This is a genomic window from Chryseobacterium sp. AC405b (genome assembly GCF_979258685.1).
Map to the genome: position 1 here is coordinate 2,265,125 of NZ_OZ409877.1, position 20,504 is coordinate 2,285,628.

The window sequence follows — 20,504 nt, forward strand, 5'->3', positions numbered from 1 at the left end:
AAAAAAAGCTCCTTTTTTAAAAGGAGCTTTTAAATATCATCTGAGAAATTAAATTCCGTCTACAATTTCATTTAAAACCGTACTTGGTCTCATTGCTTCATATGTTTTGTAGCTATCCGTTTTGTAGTAACCGTCAATATTCTGAGGTTTACCTTGCGCACCAATTAATTCAGAATTGATTACTTCTTCGCTTTCCTGCAATGCTTCTGCTACCGGAGCAAATTGTTGAGCCAATTCAGCATCAGCAGTTTGTTTTGCTAAAGCTTCCGCCCAGTACATTGCCAAATAAAAATGAGAACCTCTGTTATCGATTTGTCCGACCTTTCTTGCAGGAGACTTATCTGTAGCTAAGAATTTAGCATTTGCTTCATCTAATGCATCTGCTAAAACCTGAGCTTTTGTATTTCCCTGAGTTTGTGCCAAATGTTCCAAAGAAGCCTGCAATGCCAAGAATTCACCTAAAGAATCCCATCTTAAATAGCCTTCTTCAATAAATTGCTCTACGTGTTTCGGAGCAGAACCTCCGGCTCCTGTTTCGAATAAACCACCACCGTTCATTAATGGAACGATAGAAAGCATCTTCGCCGAAGTTCCAAGCTCAAGGATTGGGAAAAGATCCGTTAAATAATCTCTTAATACGTTTCCTGAAACAGAAATCGTATCTTTTCCTTCTCTGGCTCTTTTTAAGGTTTCTGTCATTGCCTCTTTAACGTCAAGAATCTTGATGTCAAGTCCGTTTGTATCATGGTCAGCTAAGTATTTTTCAACTTTTTTGATCATTTCTCTGTCATGAGCTCTGCCTTTATCTAACCAGAAAATTGCCGGAGTATCTGAAAGTCTTGCTCTGTTTACCGCTAATTTTACCCAGTCCTGAATGGGAGCATCTTTTGTCTGACACATTCTGAAAATATCCCCGTTTTCAACTTTTTGAGAAAGAAGAAGATTTCCTGTCTCGTCCTGAACTTCAATTGTTCCTTCAGCTGTAGCCTGGAAAGTTTTGTCGTGAGATCCGTATTCTTCAGCTTTTTGAGCCATCAAACCAACGTTTGGTACAGAACCCATTGTAGTAGGATCTAACTTTCCGTGAGCTTTCATATCATCAATTACAGACTGATAAAAACCTGCATAAGAACGGTCTGGAATAATACAGATTGTATCTTCTTCTTTACCTTCTTTGTTCCACATTTTTCCTCCGCCTCTTACCAAAGCAGCCATAGAAGCATCAACGATAACGTCAGAAGGAACGTGGAAGTTGGTAATTCCTTTATCAGAATTGACCATTGCCACTCTTGGTTCCGTTTGCCAAAGCAGTTTCAATATCAGCTTTAATATCCGCTTCCTGAGCATTTCCTTTTATTTTATCAAAAAGATCCGCAAGACCATTGTTTGGATTCACGTCTAAAGAATCAAAAGTCTCAGCATATTTAGCAAAAACATCTTTGAAAAAAGTTTCAACAATAGCTCCGAATACGATTGGATCAGAGATTTTCATCATCGTCGCTTTCAGGTGAGCCGAAAGAAGTACATTTTTATTTTTAGCTTCTTCAATTGCTTCCTGTACGAAAGATTTTAAAGAATTTAAATTCATGACAGAAGAATCGATTACTTCTCCAGCCTGAAGACCTGCGAAATCTTTCAGTAAAGTTTCTGCACCGTCATTTCCTTTAAAAACGATTTTATATTTTGTAGCATTCTCAAGCGTTGTCGAAGTTTCAGTTCCGTAGAAATCTCCGGTATTCATGTGAGCAACATCAGTTTTGCTGTCTGAAGCCCAGTCGCCCATTCTGTGAGGATTTGCTTTTGCGTAGTTTTTAACGGCTTTTGGAGCACGTCTGTCAGAATTTCCTTCTCTTAACACAGGGTTTACAGCACTTCCCAAAACTTTTGCATACTTAGCTTTTATTGCTTTTTCCTCATCATTCTTTGGTTCCGCAGGATAATCAGGAACTGCAAAACCTTTAGACTGCAATTCAGCAATGGCAGTATCTAATTGTGGTGCAGAAGCAGAAATGTTGGGTAACTTTATAATGTTTGCGTCAGGTTGGGTTGCCAATTCGCCCAATTGAGCTAAAGCATCATCAATTTTCTGATCATCTTTTAAAAACTCTGGGAAGTTTGCTAAAATTCTTCCTGCCAAAGAAATATCCGGAACTGCAATCTCAATGTTTGCAGCTTTTGTAAACGCTTTTACGATCGGTAAAAACGAGTGCGTAGCCAACATTGGAGCCTCATCTGTAAGTGTGTAATAGATTTTTGATTTTTCTGACATTATACTTTTATTTATTATTTAAAGTTTTAGTTTCACAAATTTAGTTAATTTTTAATTTTTTACACTTTAATAGTCAGTAAGATTTTCTACTTTAAGAATTATTTAACCTTTATTTAAAACTAAATCGTATGAAATTTGGCTAAATTTGATAAAACTTATAAAAAATAAATTATGTCAAATATTACATTAAAAGGAAACGAAGTACATACACTGGGAACACTTCCTACGGTAGGATTTACAATTAAGGATTTTGCTTTGGTAGATTCGGGTTTAAACGTGAAAACTTTAGAAAGCTTTGAAGGGAAGAAAAAAGTGTTTAATATTTTTCCAAGTATTGACACACCCACTTGTGCGTCTTCGGCAAGAAAATTTAATGAAGAAGCAAATAATTTAGAAAATACTGTTGTAATCAACGTTTCAAAAGATTTACCATTTGCTCTTACAAGGTTTTGTGCTGCGGAAGGTTTAAATAATGTAGAAACACTTTCAGACTTCAGAGGAAATTTTGGTGACGATTATGAAGTTACCATCACAGATTCTCCGATGAAAGGTCTTTTGAGCCGTGCCGTAATCGTGACCGACGAAAACAATAAAGTAGTTTACACAGAGCAGGTTTCTGAGATTGCCAACGAACCAAATTATGAAGCAGCGTTAGCAGCTTTGAAATAAAAAATAATATTTCTAACTAAATTGAGTCATTCTGTTATTTAATAGAATGATTTTTTTATTTTTGTGAATCAACGACATAACCATCCCATTGAAAAATAAAACTACATCTTTTATTATAATCTGTTTTCTTTTTTATGGGAATACAGTTTTTAAAGCGCAGGAATCCGTCGAGATTCTGGAACTGAAAAAGAAATTATCTTCAGCTAAAACTGATGATGAAAAAATTGACGCTAATAAAAAAATTTTCAGTACCTATTATCCTAAAAATATTGATAGCTCTATCGTTTATGTAAAAAAAATCATGCCTCTTCTGGAAAAAAAGAAGGATCCGGATAAACAGGGCGAAATGCATTTGGTTCTCGCAGAGTTGTATTTAGTAAAAGCTGATTTTAATTTATTAGACTTTCATTTGAAAAAAGGTGAGCGGTTTTTAGAAAATTCTACCAATTACAACAGCAAGGCAATGCTGAATCATATGTTTGCGCTTTCAAATGTTTACAAAAAGAATAACGATGAAGCTGCGAAATATTTTCAAAAAAATATACAATATTATAAAGATGGAAAAAATATAAGTAAACATTTTGTAATGTTTGCTTATCAGGGTTTGTTTTCTAATAGTTACACACAAAGTAAATTTGGTGACACTTATGAAGCGGCAAATACATATGTTAATTTTGTAAAAAAGAATTATCCGGATAAACTTAATCAGGCATATGTAGTGTTAGGAAGTTTTTATATAGGAACCAAAAATCATGATAAAGCGATTGATTCTTTTAAAAAAAGTATAGAATTTACCGATAAAAAAGACAAAGAGCAGATTAATGGTACGTACAGTTTATTAGCATTATGTTATGAAGATAAAAAAGAATTAGACTCTGCTAAATATTATTTAGATAAGTCTTATGATTATTTTAAAGACAGTAATTCACCCAGTCTGGCAACAATATATTATGGTTATGCATTGTTGAATAAACATGCGAAAAACTATACACTTGCAGAAAATTATATACATAAAGCATTAAATTTAATTCCTGCACAGGATATTGCATCAACTAAATTTACTTATCAATCGGTTTTGCACGATATTCAGGTTACAAAATTGCTTTCCGAGAACAATAAATCTTCAAAGGAAGAGATTGAAACTTTGTTAAAAGATTTAAATTCAGAATCTGATTATATAAAAAATACAAACACTCTTATTGTTCCTCAGCTTGTCATTCAAAACAACCAGAATTTATCTAAAGTACATGAAAAGTTGGGCAACTACGAACAAGCCCTATTTTATCATAAAAAGTACATCGAAGAAAATGAGAAAATATATGGTTTAGAGAAAATGAAACAGCTCTCAAACCTTCAATCAGAAACCGAGCTCAAGAGCCAAAGAATACGCATAAAATTAGAAGAAGAAACCAAACGCATCCAGCTTCAAAAAGAAATAGAACTAAAAGCGCTTCGTTTTGAATTTGAAAAAAAGCAGGCAGCAGCAAAAACCGATGAAGAACGTAAAAGATTATTGCTGGAAGAAGATTTGAGAAGAAAAGAAATTCAGATAAAATTTGAGCAGGAACAGCAGGCGGCTTTGTTAAGATACAATCAGGAAAAAAGTATAGCCAAAATCAACCAGGATAAAAAAGATGCTGTTGCAAAAGCAGATTTAGAGAGCTCCAAAACCCAAAAAAATATGTGGGCAGTCGGTGCCGGTTTATCACTTTTATTATTAGGCTTTGCAGCATTTTCATACAATCAAAAACGTAAAGACAACAAGAAGATCGCCGAAGAAAAACAAAAGTCTGATGATTTGTTACTTAATATTCTTCCTTATGAGATCGCTGAAGAGCTTAAGGAAAAGGGAAAAACGAGTGCAAAACATTTTGATGAGGTTTCGGTATTGTTTACAGATTTTGTCAACTTTACATCAAATTCTGAAAGAATTGGTGTACAGGAAGTTCTCAATGAACTGAATGTCTGCTTCACAGAGTTTGACCGGATTATGGAGAAATACAATTTGGAAAAAATAAAAACCATCGGTGATGCGTATCTGGCGGTGAGTGGATTGCCGGTTTCTAACGATCAGCACGCAAAAAATGCGGTGAATGCAAGTTTAGAAATTCTTTCTTATATTCAACATCGCAAACAGGAGAACCCAAATGCTTTGGATATCAGAATCGGAATTCACTCCGGACCTGTGATTGCAGGAATTGTGGGTGTAAAAAAGTTCGCTTACGATATTTGGGGAGATACGGTAAATACCGCCGCAAGAATGGAGCAGAACAGTACACCCGGAAAAGTAAATATTTCAGAATTTACATACCATCTTGTGAAAGATCAATTTACTTTTGAGCATCGTGGAAAAATAGAAACCAAAGGTAAAGGCGCGATGGAGATGTATTTCGTTAATCAATCATAAACTAATTACTGTGAGAAAAAATCTATTCAATAAATTCCTGCTTTTTGCAATTATTGTCTTGCAAAATTTTTGCTTTGCACAAAATTCCTTTCAAAAGCCCAGAGTTTTTACCGAAGAAGATATTAAAAACGGCGCATCCATCAATGACGACAGCAGATTTATTGAAGGTGATAATCCGGCTTTTGCTTTGCCTGAATTTGATGATTCTGCATGGAAGCATGTTAATTTTAATAATTCTATATGGAAGAATATCAAGTTAAATTCTGAAAAATTAGACGACAAAGAAAAAATCTATTGGATTCGGTACTATTTTAAAATAGATTCTGCTTCTACTGGTGAATCTTTGTGTTTTGATATCAACCAGCTTGGTGCCTCTGAAATTTATCTCAATGGAAAAAAGATTGAAAGTATCGGAAAAATCGGGAAGGGAGATGCGAAAAAATTTAAGATGAAAAACAGATATCCAGAGTTATTTACTTTAGATAATACCCGGGTAAATGTTTTAGCCATAAGATTTTTACCGGCCGTTGGAAGCAAAAAAAAGACCATCAATCTGAGTCCTGTTGCCATAAGCATAGATTTAGTTTCGGCTTCTGAGTTTGTAAGAGACAAAGCGGAAACTGCTCAGTATTTTAATTTTTACACGATGCTTTTTTGTGGCATATTCGGTGCATTAGGATTTATCCATTTATTGTTATTTATCTTTTACAGAAAAGCAATCTACAATCTGTATTTTTCCATATACAATTTTTCAATTTCGTTGATGAGTTACATGGTATTGCTCTTTTCTGAAATGAGTGATCCTTTAACTCTTGATTCTTATACCTTTTACTCATTTATAGCATTACTGGCGTTTGGTACATCACTTACGGGTTTTATAAATACTTTGTTCGGAAGAACTAAAATAAGGCTTAAAGTATTGTTGATTATTTCGGCTGTAATTTTTATTCTCTTTTATTTTAATGCTCCTGCTGCGGGTAGCTTAGCACTTTTCTATCTGTTTTTTGTTGCTTTTGAATCATTTTATTTAATAATCAGAGCAATGATCAGGAGAGAAAAATCAGCTTTCATTGTTGGTGGTGGGGTTTTGGTGTTTTTTCTTTTTATTGTGATGCTCATCATTTACATGTTTTTAAATAAACTGGGTTCACTTGATCTTGAAGAAATGTTCGGAGATGATTTTCTGGGATATGTTTTCATATTTATTTTCATCAGTTTTCCTATCTCAATCTCTGCATATTTGGGTTGGCAATTTGCTTCAACCAATTTAAGTTTGGTAAAACAGCTGGATGAAGTCAGCAGACTTTCGGATATCAATTTAAAGCAAGAACAGGAAAAACAACAGATTCTTCAGAATCAAAATGAATTGCTGGAACAACAGGTTGACGAAAGAACCTTCGAATTGCAAAAAGAAAAACAGAAAACAGAAAATTTATTGCTCAATATTCTTCCATTTGAAGTTGCTGAAGAATTGAAAGAAAACGGAAGTTCTGAAGCCAAATATTACGATGAAGTTACCGTTTTATTTACCGATTTTGTTAATTTTACGCAGAACTCTGAGAAAATGGGAGCCGAAAAAATGCTTGGCGAACTGAACGAATGTTTTACTGCTTTCGATATGATCATGGAAAAACATGGTTTAGAAAAGATAAAAACCATTGGTGATGCCTATTTGGCGGTTTGTGGTCTGCCAGTGAAAAATGAATGTCATGCATATCAGACGGTTTTAGTAGCTTTAGATATTATTGATTTTATTGAGGAAAGAAAAAAGACACATCCTGATGTTCTGGATATCAGAATCGGGATTAACTCCGGTTCTTTGATTGCTGGAATTGTCGGAGTTAAAAAATTCGCCTATGACATTTGGGGGGACACGGTAAATACGGCTGCAAGAATGGAGCAGAACAGCCAAAAAGGAAAGATAAATATTTCTGAAACCACTTATCAACTGGTAAAAGATAAAATAAATTGCGAATACAGAGGAAAAATTCATACCAAAGGAAAAGGCGATATGGATATGTATTTTGCGCTCGAAACTAAAAAAGATGGCGAAACATCTTAACTTAAAATAATTAAAAACCATTCTCTATCTTCAATATGGAATATGAAAAAATAAAAAAAGTCATCTTGAATCTGCTTAAGGAAAAACTTCCGGAGCATCTTTCTTATCATAGTGTTAAGCACATCAAAGATGTAATTGTCTCTGTAGAGCAGATTGCAACATCAGAAAATGTAAATGATGAAGATTTGGTGTTGCTAAAAACGGCGGCATTATTTCACGATACAGGATTTTTGTACGGTTCTAAAAATCATGAAGAGAAATCCTGCGAAATCGCACAGGAATATCTTCCGGAATATGGTTATTCTCAATCACAGATTGATAAAATAAATGGGATGATTATGGCAACAAAAATTCCGCAGACGCCCTATAATCATTTAGAAGAAATCGTTGCTGATGCAGATCTGGATTATCTTGGCAGAGATGATTTCTTCATCATCGGCGATAAATTATTCGAAGAACTTTCCATGTTTGGAATTGTACACTCTGAACAGGATTGGAATCTTTTACAGGAGAAATTTCTCGAAAGCCATCATTATTTTACTCAGACTTCTATCCGTAACAGAAAGCAGAAGAAACAGGAAAATCTTGATGTGATCAAATTAAAACTAAAAAACTACTGATCATCTTATGAGCTCAGCAACCAAACACGGCCCGCTATTTACCCTATCAGATATTATTTATCTGGTTTTAGGTGTAATTTTTGCGAGTTTTGCTTTAAAATCTTTTCTTGTTCCCAACCACTTTTTAGATGGTGGCGTTACAGGAATTTCACTTTTATTACACGAAGTTTATCATTGGAATCTTGGTGTCATTTTATTGGTTTTAAATATTCCTTTTATCGTTTTGGCATATTTCCAGATTGGGAAACATTTTGCCATTCGAAGTTTTTTGACAATTTTATTAATCATCATAACCATTTATTTCGTTCCTTTTCCGGAAATGACACATGACAAGTTATTGGTCGCCATGTTTGGCGGATTTTTCATGGGAATCGGTATCGGATTGTCAATGAGAGGTGGCGGAACATTCGATGGTATGGAAGTTTTGGCATTATTGACTTTCAAAAAAAGCAGTTTCAGTATTACTGAGATTATTTTAGGAATGAATGTCATTATCTTCATTATCGCCGCAAAATTCTTAAAAGTAGAAACCGCTCTCTATGCAATTATGACCTATCTGGTGGCAAGTCAGATCACAAAATATGTGATTGAAGGAATAGAAGCTTACACAGGCGTTACCATCGTGTCAGGAAACAGCGAAGAGATCAAAAAAGCTTTGGTTTTAACCATGAACAGGGGAATCACGGTTTACAAAGGCGAAAGAGGTTTTATGAAAGAATCTTTTGAACATAGCTCTGAAGCAGATATAATTTTCACGATCGTTACCAGATTGGAAGTTAGAAAATTACAGAATATCGTTCGTGCAATCGATCCGAAAGCATTTATTTTCACCCAAACCGTCAGAGAACCTCAAGGCGGAATTGTAAAAGAAATTATAAAGCATTAAATTTTTAATAAAATATGTTTACAGCCTTATGAATTTCGTTCGTAAGGCTGTAATTTTGTACAACCAACAACCAACAACCAACAACCACAACCAATAAATGAAACGCTCCGGAACTGCAACATTACCCCTTCACTACGGAAAAGTACCGCCTTGGTTGTATGAGCGTATGTCTGTTCTAGGACTTTCGATTGTTGAAGTCATGTTAGCAGATTATGGTAAAGATGAGGTTATAAGAAGGTTGGCAGATCCGTTTTGGTTTCAGAGTTTCGGGGCGGTAATGGGGATGGATTGGCATTCTTCAGGAATTACAACTTCCGTAATGGGTGCTTTGAAACGGAGTATCAATCCCAATTCTAAAGAACTTGGGATTTACATCTGTGGCGGAAAAGGCAGATTTTCCAAAGAAACACCCAACGAACTTTTAGTCATTGCCGATAAAACAGGATTAGATGGCGATAAACTGGTTCGTGCAAGTAAGTTATCTGCCAAGGTTGATAACACCGCAATTCAGGACGGTTACCAGTTATATCTTCATAATTTTATTTTGTCAGACAATGGAAATTGAGCCGTTGTACAACAGGGGATGAACGATTCAGACGGAACAGCACGCCGTTATCATTGGCATTCTGAAAACCTGGAATCTTTCGTAGATGAGCCTCACAAAGGAATTCAGGGAATTAATCAGGGCGAAATTTTAAATTTAACAGCAAATGAAGCTCATGAAAGCAGAAAAGGAATTTTAGAAATTTCTCATACCAATTCGGAAAAGATCATGCAGGATTTTGCTAATTTAATTTTGCCTGCACATCACGATGTTCGTGCTTCCGATGTCGATCTGAAAAAATTGGGAACACTTTTGTACATGACCAGAGAAAACCAACCAGAAAATTTTGAAGAATTACTTTTGCTGAAAGGAGTAGGGCCGAGAACTTTACAAAGTCTTGCATTGGTAAGTGAAGTTATTCATGGTGCCCCTTCAAGATTCAAAGATCCGGCTAGATTTTCTTTTGCACATGGCGGAAAAGACGGTCATCCGTTTCCTGTTCCCATCAACGTTTATGACGAAACCATAGGAATTTTACGAAAAGGAATCGAAAAATCAAAGCTTGGAAATTCTGATAAATTAAAATCTGTCCATAAACTTCACACCATTATTTCGGAAGCAGAAAAAAACTTCACTCCGGATTTCAACATCAATGAAGTCATTGAAGAAGAACGACAAAGCTCGTGGCGATTCGGCGGAAAGACGGTTTTTGGCGATGCGAAAAAGCCTTCAGATTGTAAAGGTATTCAACTGTCTTTGTTTTAAATTAAGTTTTTCAATTTCATAAAAAAACAAATGCCGTTAATTTCTCAACGGCATTCATTCACAATATCAATTAATTAAACTTTTTCGGTTTGCAGAATGCCTGTTCTCATCATACATTGTTTCATTTTTTGGTAAGTTCTTTTGATATCATGATCCAGACCGATAGAAAATCGTATCAATCCGTCAGAAATTCCCATAGTTTCACGTTCTTCTTCCGGTATTTCAGAGGAAGTTGAGCTTCCGGAACATGAAAATAAAGTTTTATAAAATCCTAAACTTACGGCTAAATAACCCAGGTTTTCCAGCTGCATCATTTCCATTAATTCATTCGCTTTATCGGTTGTTCCGGCATCGAGAGTTAAAAGTCCTCCGAAACCATATTCTTCATTCATCATGCTCTTCATCAGATCATGATTTTTGTGAGATTTTAACCCGGGATAAGAAACTTTTAAACCATCATTTTCAAATCTTTCAGCAAGATACATCGCGTTGTAGCTGTGCTGTTTCATTCTTATGTGAAGGGTTCTCAGGTTTTTCAAAATGCTTGCGGATCTGAAGCTGTCCATTGTTGGCCCGAGAAGCATACAGGCTCCGTTATTTACATTTTTGGTATCGTTGATAAATTCCTGAGTACCGCAATAAACTCCGCCTACCGTATCACTGCTGCCATTAATAAATTTAGTTAAACTGTGAATGACAATATCAGCACCTAAAAGGGTGGGTGATATGGAAAGCGGAGAAAAAGTATTGTCTACAATAAGTGTTAAGTTATGTTTTTTACACATTGCGGAAAGTTTTCTAAGGTCAGCAACTTCCAAAAGCGGATTGCTCACACTTTCGCAGTAGATCATTTTTGTGTTGGGCTGAATGGCATTTTCAATCGATTCAAAATTATTGATATCCACGAAAGTCGTGTCAATATTGAAAGGAGGAAGAAAATTTTTCAGAAAAGCATACGTTCCGCCATAGATCGTTCTGCTTGATATGATGTGATCATTGCTTTTGCAAATCTGCATCAGAACTGAAGTTATCGCTCCCATCCCGGATGCGGTAACGTTGGCAGTTTCTGTATTTTCCATTTTTGCCAGTGCCTGAGAAAGATAAAGATTCATTGGTGATGAATGTCTTGAATACAGATAACATCCGTCTGCATTTCCCTCAAAAGTATCAAACATGGTTTTTGCAGACAGAAAAGTATAAGTAGAGCTGTCTGAAATCGATGGGTTTACTCCGCCAAATTCTCCAAAATATTGCAAATCCTGTATTTCGTTTGCTGCATTAAAATGATCCATATTTTTTTGTTTTAAAAATGAATCTTTAAAAGTATTATTACAACATAATTAGTAAAATTCAGATATAAAATCTATAGAAATTAATTTTTGATGATAAAAAGTTTATTAATTTTAAATTTAATAAATTTAGGCAAAAATTTTTCTATGCAATTTGATGAAACTGATAAAAAACTGCTGCTTTTCTTACAACAAGACTGTAAACAAACCACCAAAGAACTGTCTTACAAACTCGGTTTGTCGATAACCGCCGTTTATGAGCGCATAAGAAAGCTTGAAAACAACGGAGTTATTTCAAAATATGTAGCACTTTTGGATAAAACAAAAATTAATAAAAATTTTATCATTCTCTGCCATGTAAAACTCACTCAGCATAAAAAAGAATATGTACTTCGGTTTGAAAAAGAGGTAATGACTTTAGATGAAGTTACAGAATGTTTTCATGTAAGTGGCGACTATGATTATATTCTCAAAATCTGTGTAAAAGACATGGAAGATTACCGAAATTTTATGCTCACTAAACTCACAACAATTCAGCATATTGCGAGCACACAAAGCTCATTCACCATTTCTGAAGTGAAAAATACTACTGAACTGGTCTTATAAATTTTTTTTAAACTAAGACACCATTTTTGGAAGCAATCGGCTCAGGAAGATCATCATTTTCCCCAATAATCTGCAAAAGGTCAATCTCAATGGTTCTACAGATAGAAAGCATGGGAATATCAAACATTAATCCACCAAAAGGGTTTTCAGAATAATCGCCGACAAGCTCCATAATAATGTAAATCCAGCCTACAATCACGCAGAATGGGATGCAGGTCCAGATTCCCCAATCGCCTAATTTGCTGAATTCACTTACCAGACCTAAAGGTAGAAGGATGATAAAAATAACAATAAAAATAAACCCGGAATTGGCAAATTGTCTTGGTGACGGAAATTTTTTAATTCTTTCTGCCTGTCCCTGATAATCATAGAAATCATTCAGACAGTTCTGAAGCTGCATCTGATCAAAATCTGTGATGACTTTTTTATTTTTCAGATAATTCAGATCTTTTGCCTGTTTTGAATTGAGATACGTGGCGAAATTTTTGTAATCTTCCTGTACTTGCAATTCATCTTCCGAAAGATATTTTTGCTGAAAAAGATGCGTTCTTACATAGTCAGGAAAACCAGCCTTTATCTGTCTGTGTCTTTTAAAATTGATGCTTCCGAAATGTCTTTCAAGGCTTATATGTTCCCATTCTGTAGGGATCAATAGTTGTTCTCTCAAAGTGTAAAGCCAGGCAATGTGACGGTAGACTAGTTGTTTCTTAAAATCTTTAATATAGTGCATTTCGCCTTTTTCGGTATCAAATGCATACAGCATTGATGTAAATGATCTACTTGAATTCACAATGGCTCCCCAGATTTTTCTGGCTTCCCAAAGTCGGTCGTACGCCTGATTACTTTTAAAACCGACGAAAAATGCAACTGCTGTACCTACCAAAGTAAGTGGTACGAGAGGAATCGTCATCCACTGCCATTCAAAAAAGTAATAGATTGCTGCAACAAATGTACTCCAAGCTGTAAGCCAGATAAGATGCAGCCCTGCAAGATTAGCGATTTGTTTATAATTGAAATATTTTGTTGTAATCATTTAAAGTAATTAATGAAACCAAGTTAACAAAAACTGTACAAAAAAACCTCTAAATAATTTTTAGAGGTTTTAATTTTTAGTATTTCAACATTTCGTTGATTTTCTTCGAAAGCTTCTCAGCATTTGGGAGCATTTCTTTTTCCAAAATTAAATTGATCGGAACAGCAGGAGTGTCAAGCGATCCCATGGTTTCTACCGGAGCATCAAGATATTTAAAACAATTCTTAGATATTCTGTGTGCAAAAGCTTCAGCAAAAGAATTATTCAGTTGTTCTTCTGTTAGAACGATACATTTTCCGTGCGCTTTTACTCTTTCAAAAACCAGTTCTTCATCCAGAGGAATGATGGTTCTCAAATCAATCACTTCTACTTTACCATTGAAGTTTTTCACAGCTTCTTTTGCCCAGTAAACGCCCATTCCATAAGTGATTACAACAACAGTATTTCCTTTTTTAATTTCATTTTCGTCGGCTTCAATAACTACTTTTCCTTTTCCGAAAGGTAAAATATAATCTTCTGCCGGTTCGATGGTTTTTGCATCTTCCGTTCCCGGAACTTTACTCCAGTACAGACCTTTATGTTCCAGCATTATGACTGGGTTCGGGTCGTAATAAGCTGCTTTCAGCAAACCTTTAAAATCGGCTGCGTTGCTTGGATAGGCAATTTTTATTCCTTTTATATTCGCTAAAATACTTTCAACACTTCCACTGTGGTACGGTCATCCGCCGCCGTAAGCTCCGATCGGAACTCTGATGATATTGCTTACCGGAAATTTTCCGTTGCTTAAATAATTTGATTTTGAAATCTCCGTAATCAACTGGTTGATTCCCGGATAAATATAATCGGCAAACTGAACTTCAACAATTGGCTTTAAACCTACTGCACTCATTCCTGTGGTAGAACCGATAATGTAAGCCTCTTGAATAGCGGTATTGAAAACTCTTTTGCTGCCGAATTTTTTACCTAAAGTTACCGTCTCACGGAAAACTCCGCCAATTCTTTCTCCAACATCTTGTCCGTACAATAAAGCTTCCGGATGTTTCCACATAATCTCCTGAATGGCGTGAATGGCTGCGTCTACCATTACGATTTTCTCGCCACTTTCAGGTTCACGGGTTCCCACTTCTTCTGTAATCGGGGTTGGTGCAAAAATATGATGCATCACGGTTTCAGGCTTAGGATCTTCAGCTTTTTGAGCTCTTTCGAAAGCTTCTTCAGCTTCCAGTCTTGCCTTTTTAGTGATTTGCTTTAATAATTCTTCGTCTGTTCCAGCTTCCAGCAATTGATTTCTCAGGATTTCTCCCGGATCTTTTGCTCTGTGTTTTGTTAAATCTTCCTCATCTCTGTAGAATTCACGTCTCACTCCGGAAGTGTGGTGACCGATTAACACTGTTTTTGCACAAACAACCAAAGGTTTTCTTTCTGCTCTTACAAAATCAACAGCTTTTTTCATCACATCAAAGCTTTCTGCGAAATTGGTTCCGTCTACCCGCATTCTTCCCAAACCTTCAAATCCGGCTACGAAATCGTAGGCATCAACCGTTCTTGCTTCTTCCTTTGTAACAGAAATTCCCCATTCGTTATCCTGAACCAGGAAAATAATCGGTAATTGGTGCAAAGCGGCAAATTGAAGTGCTTCACTTACTTCACCTTCCGTTACAGAATTGTCTCCTAAACTGCAAACGACAACAGGGTTGTTTTCAAATTGTTCCAATTCAAAATCTTCAATATATTTGATTCCCTGTGCAACTCCGGTTGTAGGGATCGTCTGCATTCCCGTTGCCGAACTTTGGTGAATCATCTTCGGCATATTTTCGTTTCTGCTCGAAGGATGAGAATAATATGATCTTCCACCCGAAAAAGGATCGTCAGCTTTTGCCAGCAATTGAAGCATCAATTGATAAGGCTCAAAGCCAATTCCCAACAAAATACTTTCGTCTCTGTAATATGGAGAAACCCAGTCTTCTTTTTTTAACTGATAAGCCGTTGCCAACTGAATCGCTTCGTGCCCTCTTGAAGTACTGTGTACGTATTTGCAAACATTTCTGTTCTCCTCATAGATGTCTGCCATTGCTTTGGCAAGCATCATATGATTATAAGCCTTAAGTAAAATATCCTGAGAAACTTTTTCGTGAAGTGTATTTTCCATAGAAAGCAAAGATAAACATATTTTGGATTTTTGAAAATAATTGCCTAACAATTGATAGGGAAGTTGGAATGTTTTTTTAATCAATAAAGTTATCTTTTATAAAATATTGATTTTATTCTGATAGGTTTAAGTTAGGTGAATTCAAAAAAACAAGGTGTTCTAAATTTGTTAATAATTATCGCTTTACAGATCATTTTCAAATGATTTTTAAGTGTGAAATTGCTATAAAAAGCAAAATTTACACTAACTTTACATTCTTTTTTTAATTAAAAGTCAGACAATATTTATGTATTTAGTTTTTGACACAGAAACCACCGGTTTACCAAAGAATTTCAACGCACCACTTTCAGATTCAGACAATTGGCCAAGAATGGTTCAGATTGCCTGGCAACTGCACGATGATGAAGGTAATTTGCTTGAAAATCAAGATTATATTATAAAACCCGAAGGATACGATATACCATTTAATGCCGCAAGAATTCACGGAATTACCACAAAAATCGCCAATGATGAAGGACGGGATCTTCAGGAAGTTTTAGAAGAATTTTCTAAAGTTCTGGAAAGAGTGAGAGTAGTTTCCGGGCATAATGTTGAGTTCGATTACAATATCGTCGGCGCAGAATTTTTCAGAAAAAATATACAAGATAATCTTCAGGAAAAGCCTAAAGCAGACACCATGATTTTGGGCACAGAATATTGTCAGCTTGGTGGTGGAAGAGGAGGGAAATACAAATCACCGAAATTGGAAGAGCTGTATGAAAAATTATACGGTCACAAGTTTGATGAAGCCCATAATGCAGCGGCCGATGTAAATGCCACGGCTCAGGTTTTCTTTGAAATGATGCGAATCGGAATTATTCCGGCTGAGGTTTTGAAAACTTCTGAAGATCAGCTAGCATATTTTAAAACGTTACATCCAAATCCGATTAAGCCTTTTGGAATTATTATCAGAAGGCAGGTTGCAGATTTTAATAATAAGAAAAAGCAATCTGATGTCGGAAGTATCGACGATATTGATTTAGGAAGATATTTCAACTTCGATAATAAGAGTGTTTTTTCAACATTAACGGCGACTTCCAGCATTAATGATTTAATTAATAAGGCTACAGAAGATCAGTTTCCGGCAGTCGGAATGGTGGATTTAGGAAATATGATGGGAGCTTTCAAATTTGTTTCTGCCGTTGAATCTGCCAACTCAGACCGTTCAAAAAAGCATAAAGAATATGTGGCAAAAAAACAGGAAGCCGAAGAAAACGGAACGGAATTTAATGAAGCTGAGCCGATTTCTGAGCCTTTGATTCCGGTTGTTGGATGCGAATTTTATATTTCAGACCGTTACGAACAAAAACAATTTACGAAGGATGATCCCGACAGAAGAACGCAGGTTGTCTTGCTGGCAAAAGATTTTAACGGATATAAAAATTTAGCCAAACTTTCAAGTATAGGTTTTCTCAAAGGGTTTTATTTTGGAGTTCCGAGAATCAGCCGTGAATTAATTGCTGAATATAAAGAAGGATTAATTGCTTTAACTTCCGGTATCAACGGAGATATTCCAGATGCGATTTTAAATACCGGTGAACAAAAAGGGGAGGAGCTTTTCAAATGGTGGAAAGAAACTTTCGAAGATGATTTTTATGTTCAGATTCAAAACCATAAACTGCCGGAAGAAGAGCATTTGAATGATGTTCTCTTACATTTTGCCGACAAATATGACGTTAAAATTTTAGCACAGAACCAAACCTATTATACCAATAAAGATGATTCTAATATTCAGGATATTGTAAGTTGCATCAAGGATGGTGAGAAACTGACAACGCCTGTCGGAAAAGGCTTTGGAAAGAGAAGAGGATTGGCTACAGGAGAATATTACATCAAAAATGCTCACGAGATAAAGGAAACTTTTTTAAATTATCCTGATGCGTTTGATGCGTATGAAGAATTCACTGCAAAATTCAGTCCTTATACTTTAAAGAGAGATGTTCTCTTGCCTAAATTTGATATTCCTGAAGAGTTTATACATGCTGAAGATGAAGTTGACGGAGGAAAACGTGGTGAAATGGCATATTTAACGCATTTAACCTATGAAGGTGCGAAAAAAAGATATGCTGAGACAGGAATTACAGATGAAATTAAAGAACGTCTGGATTTTGAGCTTGAAGTTGTTGCCAATACGGGATATCCCGGTTACTTTTTGATTGTACAGGATTTTTGTAACGAAGCCCGGAAAATGGGCGTTTGGGTAGGACCTGGTCGTGGTTCTGCGGCAGGTTCTGCAGTTGCTTATTGCACAGGAATTACCAATGTAGACCCGATAAAATACGATTTGCTATTTGAGAGATTCTTAAATCCTGAAAGAGTTTCAATGCCCGATATTGATATCGATTTTGATGATGAAGGTCGGGATAAAATCATCAAATGGGTAGTTGAAAAATATGGTAAAAATCAGGTAGCACAGATTATCACTTATTCAGTTTTAGGAGGAAAATCAGCAATTAAAGATGCCGGACGAGTTCTTGATCTTCCGATTTCTGATACCAATAACATTGCAAAATTGATTCCTCCGAGTCCTGGGATGAATATTGCAAAAGCATTAGCAAAATATGATAAACTGAAGCCGGAAGACCAAATGCTGGTTGACGAAATGAAGTTTGTTTTAGGAAACCCGGATGATCCGCGTCATGATGTTTTGGGAAGCGCCAAAAAGATGGAAGGTTGTATCAGAAACACAGGAATTCACGCTTGTGGAGTGATTATTACGCCGGAGGATGTAAGTAATCTGGTTCCGGTAACCATTGCAGCAAAAGATGCTGATATTTTGGTATCACAATTTGATAACTCAGTTGCAGAAAGCGCCGGACTTCTGAAGATGGATTTTTTGGGTCTTCGAACATTGACCATTATTAAAGATGCTTTAAAACTAATCAAGCAAAGACATAATGTAGACATTGATCCGGATACGATTCCTTTGGATGATACCAAAACCTATCAATTGTTTAAAGAAGGAAGAACGGTTGGGATTTTTCAGTATGAAAGTCCGGGAATGCAGAAATATATGCGTGAACTGAAACCCACGGTTTTTGCAGATTTAATTGCCATGAATGCTTTGTACAGACCGGGTCCTATTAAATATATTCCGAACTTTATCAACAGAAAACACGGTATTGAAGAAATTGTTTACGATCTACCGGAAACTGAAGAATATTTAAAAGAAACCTACGGAATTACTGTTTATCAGGAGCAGGTAATGCTTTTATCTCAAAAATTAGCCAATTTTACAAAAGGTGAAGCCGATACTTTGAGAAAAGCGATGGGTAAAAAACAGATTGACGTTCTGAATAAAATGTACCCGAAATTCATTGAAGGCGGTAAAAAAAATAACCTTGCCGAAGATCCTTTAAATAAAATCTGGAATGACTGGAAAGCCTTTGCAGAATATGCTTTCAACAAATCTCACTCCACTTGTTATGCCCTCATTGCTTATCATACAGCGTATTTAAAGGCAAATTATCCCGCAGAATATATGGCAAGTGTGATGAGTAATAACATCAACAATACAGATTCGATTACGATGTTCATGGAAGATTGCAAAAGTATAGGAGTAGATGTTTTGGGACCGGATGTGAATGAATCTCAATACAAATTTTCGGTAAACGAAAAAGGTCAGATTCGTTTTGGTTTGGGTGCAATAAAAGGAATTGGGGAAGTGACCTAGTGAAGGTATTACTAAGGAAAGAACCAATGGAAGATTCAAAAGTATTTATGATTTTTTTGAAAGAATTTCACCTTCTCAAATGAACAAAAGGGTAGCGGAAAGTTTGGTTTTAGCAGGAGCATTTGATGAATTCAGCATCTATCACAGAGGTCAGTACTTTGATATCGATATGGCGGGAAGAACCAATCTGGAACGCCTTATAAGATACGGACAAAGCTTCCAGGAGAGTAAAAATGAGATGGAAAATTCCCTTTTTGCAGATTTCGCAGATGAAGTTCAGATTGAGCAACCCAAATTAGCACCGTGTCCGGAATGGCCTAATATGCATAAATTAAATAAAGAAAAAGAAATTATCGGATTCTATCTTTCTGCACATCCGTTAGATGAATTTAAATACCATTATCAGTTTATGCAAGGCAAGCTTTCTAAAAAAGCAGTTCTCGAAAAAGAAGATGAGATCAAAGTAGCGATTGATGATGTTCCTATTCTGGAAGTTGATGATAAAGATGAAGTGGTAGATATTGCTGAAATTATTTCTGATGATGTAATTGCAGGCGAAGAAGAAATTATAGAAGAAACTACAAAGAAGGCAGAGCCAAAAGGAAATTTCGGATTTTTGAATCTTGATGAGGTGGATGCTTACAAAGAACAGGCATTTGCCAATAAACCACCGGAATTATTTGAGGAAAAAAAGAAAGACTGGAAAACCCTTCAGAAAGAAAGAGAAAATGGTGGTGGCGGAAAAGAATTCACCGTAGCAGGTTTGATTACTGAATACGTTGTGAAAGATGGTTTTAAAAGTGGTGAAAAAGTGGCATTTTTAACTTTGGAAGATTACTCAGGATCTTATTCTTTCAGATTGGGTGACCGTGATTATATGCGTTTAAAAGAAAAACTTGAGGTGCAGCGTTTTGTTATTTTAAAAATAAAGTTTGCCCAGGTAAAAGACGGACGGGTTTTCGTTAATGTTTTAGATGTTATTGAGCTTCAGGAAGCTTTTGAAAAATATGCAAAAAGTATCTCTTTGGTGATGGATATTATGGATTTCAGAAAAGAAAGACTTAGAATTTTTCAGAAATGTTCTAGATCAGAATAAAGGTGATCAGAAGTTTAAATTTTTCATTAAAAATCCTGAAGAAGACTCTCATATTGAGTTGCAGTCTATGAAATATTCTGTTGATCTCAATGGAGATTTGATAAAAGAAATCCAATTGTTAAATAAATATGAATTTTATCTGAATTAATTTAGATTCATTATAAATTTAAATCTCAAAGCAGCTTGTAAAAGCTGCTTTTTTAATTCTTAATGTGTTTGAATTATTATATCCATGTAATTAATTAATTGAAAAACAGTATATTATGTTCTTTAAGAGTTATTTTGTAACAAAAAATAATTAAATGTTTGTTTGGTAAATACATAATAAATCAGTCAAATTTATAAATTGTGTTTAAAAAATTAAGTAAAATTTTGAAACATATAGTAATAATTGTGT

8 protein-coding genes and 4 pseudogenes are annotated in these 20,504 nt (G+C 35.4%); 8 read left to right on the plus strand and 4 right to left on the minus strand.

The features are described 5' to 3' along the window. Positions 1 to 48: 48 nt before the first annotated feature. Positions 49 to 2,269, minus strand: a pseudogene (locus ACZZZA_RS10940) (NADP-dependent isocitrate dehydrogenase). 171 nt (positions 2,270 to 2,440) lie between these two features. On the opposite strand from ACZZZA_RS10940, the gene tpx reads away from it, so the two are divergent. The 6 genes and pseudogenes from tpx (at position 2,441) to ACZZZA_RS10970 (ending at position 10,222) form a co-directional block, all read left to right on the plus strand. Beyond that, the gene (gene tpx / locus ACZZZA_RS10945; protein WP_463431707.1) at positions 2,441 to 2,938 is read left to right on the plus strand and encodes a thiol peroxidase; all 498 of its coding nucleotides are present in this window, start codon (positions 2,441 to 2,443) and stop codon (positions 2,936 to 2,938) included. Between the two features lie 88 nt (positions 2,939 to 3,026). After that, positions 3,027 to 5,345 carry an adenylate/guanylate cyclase domain-containing protein gene (locus ACZZZA_RS10950; RefSeq protein ID WP_463431709.1) on the plus strand — a complete coding sequence of 773 codons (2,319 nt, stop codon included), beginning with the start codon at positions 3,027 to 3,029 and terminating at the stop codon, positions 5,343 to 5,345. 10 nt (positions 5,346 to 5,355) lie between these two features. Further along, positions 5,356 to 7,407: an adenylate/guanylate cyclase domain-containing protein gene (locus ACZZZA_RS10955; protein WP_463431711.1), complete on the plus strand. Its 2,052-nt coding sequence runs from the start codon at positions 5,356 to 5,358 to the stop codon at positions 7,405 to 7,407. A 65-nt stretch (positions 7,408 to 7,472) separates the two neighbouring features. After that, positions 7,473 to 8,027, plus strand: coding sequence for an HD domain-containing protein (locus ACZZZA_RS10960; RefSeq protein WP_463431713.1), 555 nt, complete (start codon positions 7,473 to 7,475; stop codon positions 8,025 to 8,027). A gap of 7 nt (positions 8,028 to 8,034) precedes the next feature. Then, complete coding sequence (locus tag ACZZZA_RS10965; protein ID WP_463431715.1) at positions 8,035 to 8,913, plus strand: YitT family protein; 879 nt, start codon at positions 8,035 to 8,037, stop codon at positions 8,911 to 8,913. A 97-nt stretch (positions 8,914 to 9,010) separates the two neighbouring features. Beyond that, positions 9,011 to 10,222 (plus strand): annotated as a pseudogene (locus tag ACZZZA_RS10970) (DUF763 domain-containing protein). A 74-nt stretch (positions 10,223 to 10,296) separates the two neighbouring features. Here the strand turns inward: ACZZZA_RS10970 and ACZZZA_RS10975 are convergent. Next, positions 10,297 to 11,514, minus strand: a complete 1,218-nt coding sequence (locus ACZZZA_RS10975) for an aminotransferase class I/II-fold pyridoxal phosphate-dependent enzyme (RefSeq protein ID WP_463431717.1) — start codon at positions 11,512 to 11,514, stop codon at positions 10,297 to 10,299. Positions 11,515 to 11,658: 144 nt separating this feature from the next. On the opposite strand from ACZZZA_RS10975, the gene ACZZZA_RS10980 reads away from it, so the two are divergent. Further along, positions 11,659 to 12,117, plus strand: a complete 459-nt coding sequence (locus tag ACZZZA_RS10980) for an Lrp/AsnC family transcriptional regulator (protein WP_463431719.1) — start codon at positions 11,659 to 11,661, stop codon at positions 12,115 to 12,117. 7 nt (positions 12,118 to 12,124) lie between these two features. On the opposite strand, the gene ACZZZA_RS10985 is transcribed toward ACZZZA_RS10980, so the two are convergent. Beyond that, positions 12,125 to 13,150, minus strand: coding sequence for a bestrophin family protein (locus ACZZZA_RS10985; RefSeq protein ID WP_463431721.1), 1,026 nt, complete (start codon positions 13,148 to 13,150; stop codon positions 12,125 to 12,127). 76 nt (positions 13,151 to 13,226) lie between these two features. Continuing rightward, positions 13,227 to 15,299 (minus strand): annotated as a pseudogene (locus tag ACZZZA_RS10990) (alpha-ketoacid dehydrogenase subunit alpha/beta). Positions 15,300 to 15,585: 286 nt separating this feature from the next. Here ACZZZA_RS10990 and dnaE point away from each other — a divergent pair. Beyond that, positions 15,586 to 20,255 (plus strand): annotated as a pseudogene (gene dnaE / locus ACZZZA_RS10995) (DNA polymerase III subunit alpha). Positions 20,256 to 20,504: the final 249 nt, after the last annotated feature.

What these genes read in the sequence shown, in the direction of transcription:
- ACZZZA_RS10965 (WP_463431715.1), top strand. Translation starts at nt 8,035, where the DNA reads ATGAGCTCAGCAACCAAACACGGCCCGCTATTTACCCTATCAGATATT.
- ACZZZA_RS10975 (WP_463431717.1), bottom strand. Translation starts at nt 11,514, where the DNA reads ATGGATCATTTTAATGCAGCAAACGAAATACAGGATTTGCAATATTTT.
- ACZZZA_RS10985 (WP_463431721.1), bottom strand. Translation starts at nt 13,150, where the DNA reads ATGATTACAACAAAATATTTCAATTATAAACAAATCGCTAATCTTGCA.
- tpx (WP_463431707.1), top strand. Translation starts at nt 2,441, where the DNA reads ATGTCAAATATTACATTAAAAGGAAACGAAGTACATACACTGGGAACA.
- ACZZZA_RS10980 (WP_463431719.1), top strand. Translation starts at nt 11,659, where the DNA reads ATGCAATTTGATGAAACTGATAAAAAACTGCTGCTTTTCTTACAACAA.